This is a genomic window from Rathayibacter sp. AY1F3 (assembly GCF_002931975.1).
Taxonomy (GTDB): domain Bacteria; phylum Actinomycetota; class Actinomycetes; order Actinomycetales; family Microbacteriaceae; genus Rathayibacter.
On sequence record NZ_PSVF01000056.1, the window covers coordinates 1 to 5686 of the forward strand.

A 5686-nucleotide genomic window follows, 5' to 3' on the forward strand; every position below is an offset into this window, starting at 1 on the left:
GTGCGGGGTGGGACGGGGCGGGCCGGCTCGCGAGGGGGCCGGCCCGCGGAGGGGCTCGGGCTCAGCCGCGGACGGGCTCGGGCTCCGCGGCGACCGGCGCGGCCGACTCCCGGCGCTCGACCCAGGCGGGAGCGTCCCGGCCGAGCAGGAGGTAGGCGATGCCGGCCGAGACTCCGCCCGCGAGCCACGAGACGTCGACGCCGCCGAGGGCGGTCGCGGCCGGACCCTGCAGGGCGGGCACCGAGCCGTTCATGAACAGCCAGGTCAGGGTCGCGCCGATCGCGAAGGAGAGCAGCGCCCGCCAGCGGACGTCCGGCAGCAGCGGCGAGCCGACCGGGGCGAACAGGTGCCCGAACGAGCGGACGCGCGGCTCGAACACCGTGTAGTGCACCAGCACGATCGCACCCCACGGGGCGACCCAGCCGACGAGGCCGACCAGCCACGCGTCGAGCGTGGTGGCGAGGTCGTCCTGGAAGACGAAGAACACCGCGGCCGCGAAGGCCAGCACGCCGACGATGAGGCTGAGCGCGCGGCGCCCGAGCCGGATGTCGAGGGCCTGGGTCGCCATGCCGAACGAGTAGATGTTGAGGACGTTGGTCGCGATCGGGCCGTGCACCACCAGGAGCAGCACGGGGATCGCGAGGGCGCCGAAGTTCTCGACGATCAGCTCCCCGGGGTCCACGGAGCCGTTCTTCGTCGCGAGGGTCGCGCCGAGGACGCCGAGCCAGACCACCGGGATGAACTGGCCGAGGACGCTGGCGAGGTAGAGCCCCCGCTTCGAGGAGCGGGGCCCGACGAAGCGGGAGTAGTCGCCGGCGTAGGCGAGCCAGGTGAGGCCCCAGCCGATGCCGATGGCGGTCATCACGATGGACATGGCCGCGATGCGGTCGCCTCCGGTGAGCGCGCCCTCCGCGGGGCCGGCGTAGGACCAGTCGATGTCGAGGAAGAACCAGGCGACGACCGACATGATCGCCAGCACCAGGAGGGTCGGCGGGACGGTCCAGCGCTCGAAGGCGGCGATCGCGCGGTAGCCGAGGAAGGAGATCGCGACCTGCACCGCCATGATCACCGCCGCCACCGCGATCTTCCAGCCGACGTTCGCCTGCTCCGGGTCGACGACGCCGACGGAGCCGAGGAGCGCGATGACGAGGTCGAGGACGATCCAGGTGTTGATGGCGCACCAGCCGATCACGACCCCGGCCTGGATGGCGGCCGGGACGTAGTTGCCGCGCCGGCCGAAGATCGCCCGTCCCACGAGCATCCCGGTCGCCCCCGTCCGCTGGCCGAGGAGGACGAAGAAGCCGAACACCGCCATCCCGACGACGTTGCCGAGCACGAGGACGGTGACGGTGTCCGCCAGGCCGAGGCCCATGTTCACGCCGAGGGCGCCGAGCACCCAGTTGATGGGGGCGATGTTGGCGCCGGCCCAGATCCAGAACTGCCCGTCGAGCCGGGCGGTGCGCCGGGAGTCGGGCAGGGGACTCAGCGCGTCCTCGGCGTCGGCGGTGCCGTGCAGGGTGTCGGTGCTCATGGCGGATCCTCTCGGGGAGGGGGATGAAGGGGAGGGCGGGGCGCCCGGTGAGGCTCCACTCTCGTGCGGACCCGTTTCGGGCGGCGCGTCCGCGTGTAAATTCGCCGTGACGCGAGAGGACGTTCTGTATGGCCTACCTGCTGTCGGACGCGATGCGGGATCCGCGCCTCGCCGCCATGCTCCCGGTGGTCGCCGCCGGGCACGCGGCCGCCGAGCGCGCCGTGATCCGCTGGGCCCACACGAGCGAGCAGCTCGACATCGCGCCCCTCCTCCTCGGAGGCGAGCTGCTCCTGATGGAGGGCGCGCTCCTCTCGACCGACCAGGACCCTGCGGAGTGCCGCGAGTACGTGCGGTCTCTGGTCGACGCGGGAGTCGGCGCCCTCGCTCTCGAGCTCTCGCCGCGCCTGCCCGCGGTGCCGCCGCCGATCGTCGCGGCGGCCGACGAGCTCGGCCTCCCCGTGCTCGCCCTGCCCCGGCGCGTCCCGTTCGTGCAGGTCTGCGAGAGCATCAACACCCACCTCACCGAGCAGAAGTTCCGGAGCATCCGACTGGCGGACAGAGTGTCCGGTCTGCTGGCCGACGCGGCCTCCGGGGACGCCGGCGTCGACGAGCTCCTGCAGGTCGTCGCCTCCGCGACGGGCGCCTCCGCCTCGCTCGTCTCGCTCACGGGCGACGAGATCGCCCGCGCCTCGCCCGGGCCGGGCGTCGACACGGAGCCGACGGCCGGGACGTTCTCGAACGTGCTGCACGCGGGCGACTCCCTCCTGGGCACCCTGCATCTGCGGGCCCACGCCGACGCCGACCTCCACGCCGTCGCCGTCGCGCTCGACCGGGCGCCGGACGTCCTCGCGATCGCCGTGCTCCGGCACCGCCCGCCGTCGGTCACCGAGCGGCTGACCGCCCAGCTCTTCGCGATCGCGTCCGTCGAGCGTGCGGACCCGGCGGCCGACCTCCAGATCGACGCCTTCCTCGGCCGCCTCGGCGCCGGCTCCCGGGAGCGCTACCTCGGCGTCCGGGCCGACACCGGTCACGACGACCGGCGGCTCCGCGCTCTGCTCCGCCTCCTGACGGGCGCAGGAGCGGATCCCGGCCCGGTGCTCTGCGTGGTCGGCTCCGAGCTGCTGGCGCTGCTGCCGTTCGCCACCGCCGCCGCGATGGAGGAGGGCCGCGCGGAGCTGCTGCGCCTCGGCGCCGCCCTCGACTCGGACGCTCTGCTCTGCGTCGGCAGCGGGCTCGGCGGGCAGGAGCGGGTGCCGCGGGAGCTGGCGGAGGTGCGCGGCGCGCTCGAGTGGGCGCCCGCGGGCGGAGTCGTCGACTCGCGCCAGTACCGCCTGGAGCGGTTCGCGAGCTCTCTGCAGGACGATCCGGAGGCGGACGACCTCGTCGAGGAGGTGCTCGGGCCCCTGCGCGCCCAGCGCGGCGAGCTGCTCGCCACCCTCGAGGCCTTCGCGTCGCTGTGGGGGAGCAAGACGGCGACGGCGGCCGCGCTCGGCATCGGCCGGCAGACCCTCTACGACCGGCTCGCGCGGATCGAGGAGCTGATCGGCCCGCTCGACTCGTCGCCGGCCCGCGCCCGGGTCGTCATGACCGCCGTCTTCCTGCACCGGGCGCGAGCGGCGCTCCCTGCGGGCTCGCCTCCGGTCGGGCGGACGTTCCCGCCTCCCGCCGAACGCTGACGCGGCCGGACGGGATCGACCGGCTCAGGCGGGCAGCAGCTCCGCGACGAGCGCCTGCACGCGGGCCCTGATGTCGTCGCGGATCGAGCGGACCTCCTCGAGCGGTCGGCCCTTCGGGTCGGCGAGGTCCCAGTCCTCGTAGCGCTTGCCGGGGAAGACGGGGCAGACGTCGCCGCAGCCCATCGTGATCACGACGTCGGAGGTCTGGACCTGCTCGGTGGTCATCAGCTGCGGGACGGCCTGCGAGATGTCGATGCCCTCCTCCGCCATCGCCTCGATCGCGATCGGGTTGATGCTGTCGCCGGGCTCGGAGCCGCCGGAGCGGACCTCGACGGCGCCGCCGGAGAGGGCGCGGAGGTAGCCGGCGGCCATCTGCGAGCGGCCGGCGTTGTGGATGCAGACGAAGAGGACGGTGGGGGCGGCCATCGGGGCTCCTGGTGTCGAGGGGCGGTGCTCGGAGGAGCACGGGGCGAGGGTAGCGCGCCCGGGCTAACGGCTCGCGCGCCTGCGGAGCCGGAGGAGACTCCGACGGCCGGGTCGGGAATATACCCCCCTGGGGTATGTTGCACTCCCCTGGACCGAACCGGAGGAGACACCATGACCGACCACGCCCACCACCACCCGACCACCTGGCGCGCCGCCGCCCTCGCGACCCTGCACTGCCTGACCGGCTGCGCGATCGGCGAGGTCCTCGGCATGGTGATCGGCTCCGCCCTGGGTCTGCCCGCCCTGGCGACGGTCGCCCTCTCGATCGTCCTCGCCTTCGTGTTCGGCTACGCGCTCACGCTGCGGGGCGTGCTCCGCTCCGGAGTGACGTGGCGCGCCGCCGTCGGCATCGCTCTGGCGGCCGACACCGTCTCGATCGCCGTGATGGAGGTCGTCGACAACACGGTGGTGCTCGCGATCCCCGGAGCGATGGACGCGGGCCTCTCGTCCGGCCTCTTCTGGGGCTCGCTCGCCGGCGCCCTGGCCCTGGCCTTCGTCGTCACGACCCCGGTGAACCGCCTGCTCATCTCCCGCGGCCGCGGCCACGCGGTCGTCCACGGCCTGCACGGCTGAGCCGCGCGGGCCTCGACAGGGCGCCTGCGGCGGCTGCTCGACCAGCAGGAGGCGCGTGCTGATCGAGCAGCGGGCGCCGCGAGATCCCGCCGGGCGTCAGCCCTGCAGGCGGCGGTAGTGGCGGTTGCGGACCGAGAGGATCGCGCCTCCGATCACCGCCGCGAGGAACGAGCCGGCCAGGACGCCGACCTTCACGTGGTCGTCGGACTCGCTGCCCGCGCCGAACGAGAGCTCGCCGACCAGCAGCGACACCGTGAATCCGATGCCGGCCACGAACGCCATGCCGATCACGTCCACCCAGCGCAGCGACGTATCCAGGCCGATGCCGCGGAACCGGGTCAGGAGGAAGGTGCTCCCGGCGATGCCGAGCGGCTTGCCGAGCACGAGGCCCGCGATGATGCCCACGGCGATCGAGTCCTGGAACGAGTCGACCAGGCCCGCGACTCCGCCGACCGTCACTCCGGCCGAGAAGAACGCGAAGACCGGCACCGCGACCGCGGTCGAGAGGACGCTCCAGCGATCGGCGAAGTGCGCGGCGAGGCCGTCGTAGACCGGGCGCCCCTCCGCATCCGACCCCACCTGCACCCGGGCGCGCCTCGACGCGACGACCGGCACGGTGAAGCCGAGCAGCACGCCCGCGACCGTGGCGTGGATGCCCGAGGCGTGCACGAGCGCCCACGTCGCCACTCCGAGCGGGATCAGCACCCACCAGGCGCGCACGCCGCGCTGCACGCAGACCGCGAAGACCGCCAGCGGCACCAGCGCGAGCAGGAGCATCAGCACGTCGATGCCGGCGGTGTAGAAGACGGCGATGATCGTGATCGCGATGAGGTCGTCCACCACGGCGAGCGTGAGGAGGAACGTCCGCAGCGCCGGCGGGAGGAACCGGCCGACCACGGCGATCACCGCGACGGCGAAGGCGATGTCGGTGGCGGCGGGGATCGCCCAGCCGTCCAGCGCGGCTCCTCCGCGGGGCAGGTTCACCGCGGTGAAGATCAGGGCGGGGACGGCCACGCCGCCGACGGCCGCGACGATCGGCACGAGCGCCGTCTTCGGGTCGCGGAGCTTGCCGGCGACGAACTCCTCCTTGAGCTCGAGCCCGACGACGAAGAAGAAGATCGCGAGCAGGCCGTCGGCCGCCCACGACCCGACGCTCAGCTCGAGGTGCAGGGCCTCGGGGCCGAAGCGGAAGTCGCGGACCGCGCTGTAGAGCGCGGACGCGGGGCTGTTGGCGACGATCAGGGCGAGGAGGGTCGCGGTGAGCAGGAACGCTCCGCCGACCGTGTCCTTCTGGAGGGTCTGGCGGAGTCCCCGCCAGATCGAGTGGGGGGACTGATCGGCGGGCAGGGGCTGGTGAGGCATGAGGGGTTCCGTCCGGAGGGGTGGGCGTGCGCGGGGACGCGGCCGCGGGCTCCGGAGG

Annotated in this window: 5 protein-coding genes; 2 read left to right on the forward strand and 3 right to left on the reverse strand. The window is 73.8% G+C overall.

The genetic code is table 11. The annotated features are described in order from the left end of the window. Nucleotides 1-61: 61 nt before the first annotated feature. Nucleotides 62-1531, reverse strand: coding sequence for a cytosine permease (locus C5C39_RS16895; protein ID WP_104353924.1), 1470 nt, complete (start codon nt 1529-1531; stop codon nt 62-64). 128 nt (nt 1532-1659) lie between these two features. On the opposite strand from C5C39_RS16895, the gene C5C39_RS16900 reads away from it, so the two are divergent. Then, a complete protein-coding gene (locus C5C39_RS16900; RefSeq protein ID WP_104353925.1) occupies nt 1660-3207 on the forward strand; it encodes a PucR family transcriptional regulator in 1548 nt (515 codons plus the stop codon). A gap of 24 nt (nt 3208-3231) precedes the next feature. Here the strand turns inward: C5C39_RS16900 and C5C39_RS16905 are convergent, their stop codons facing one another. Continuing rightward, a complete protein-coding gene (locus tag C5C39_RS16905) occupies nt 3232-3633 on the reverse strand; it encodes an arsenate reductase ArsC (RefSeq protein WP_104353926.1) in 402 nt (133 codons plus the stop codon). Between the two features lie 171 nt (nt 3634-3804). Between C5C39_RS16905 and C5C39_RS16910 the strand changes: the two genes are divergently transcribed. Next, on the forward strand, nt 3805-4266 hold the full coding sequence (locus C5C39_RS16910; protein WP_104234357.1) for a DUF4396 domain-containing protein: 462 nt from the start codon (nt 3805-3807) through the stop codon (nt 4264-4266). A 96-nt stretch (nt 4267-4362) separates the two neighbouring features. Here the strand turns inward: C5C39_RS16910 and nhaA are convergent, their stop codons facing one another. Then, the gene (nhaA, locus tag C5C39_RS16915; protein WP_104353927.1) at nt 4363-5628 is read right to left on the reverse strand and encodes a Na+/H+ antiporter NhaA; all 1266 of its coding nucleotides are present in this window, start codon (nt 5626-5628) and stop codon (nt 4363-4365) included. Nucleotides 5629-5686 lie beyond the last annotated feature (58 nt).

What these genes read in the sequence shown, in the direction of transcription:
- C5C39_RS16900 (WP_104353925.1), top strand. Translation starts at nt 1,660, where the DNA reads ATGGCCTACCTGCTGTCGGACGCGATGCGGGATCCGCGCCTCGCCGCC.
- nhaA (WP_104353927.1), bottom strand. Translation starts at nt 5,628, where the DNA reads ATGCCTCACCAGCCCCTGCCCGCCGATCAGTCCCCCCACTCGATCTGG.
- C5C39_RS16905 (WP_104353926.1), bottom strand. Translation starts at nt 3,633, where the DNA reads ATGGCCGCCCCCACCGTCCTCTTCGTCTGCATCCACAACGCCGGCCGC.
- C5C39_RS16895 (WP_104353924.1), bottom strand. Translation starts at nt 1,531, where the DNA reads ATGAGCACCGACACCCTGCACGGCACCGCCGACGCCGAGGACGCGCTG.
- C5C39_RS16910 (WP_104234357.1), top strand. Translation starts at nt 3,805, where the DNA reads ATGACCGACCACGCCCACCACCACCCGACCACCTGGCGCGCCGCCGCC.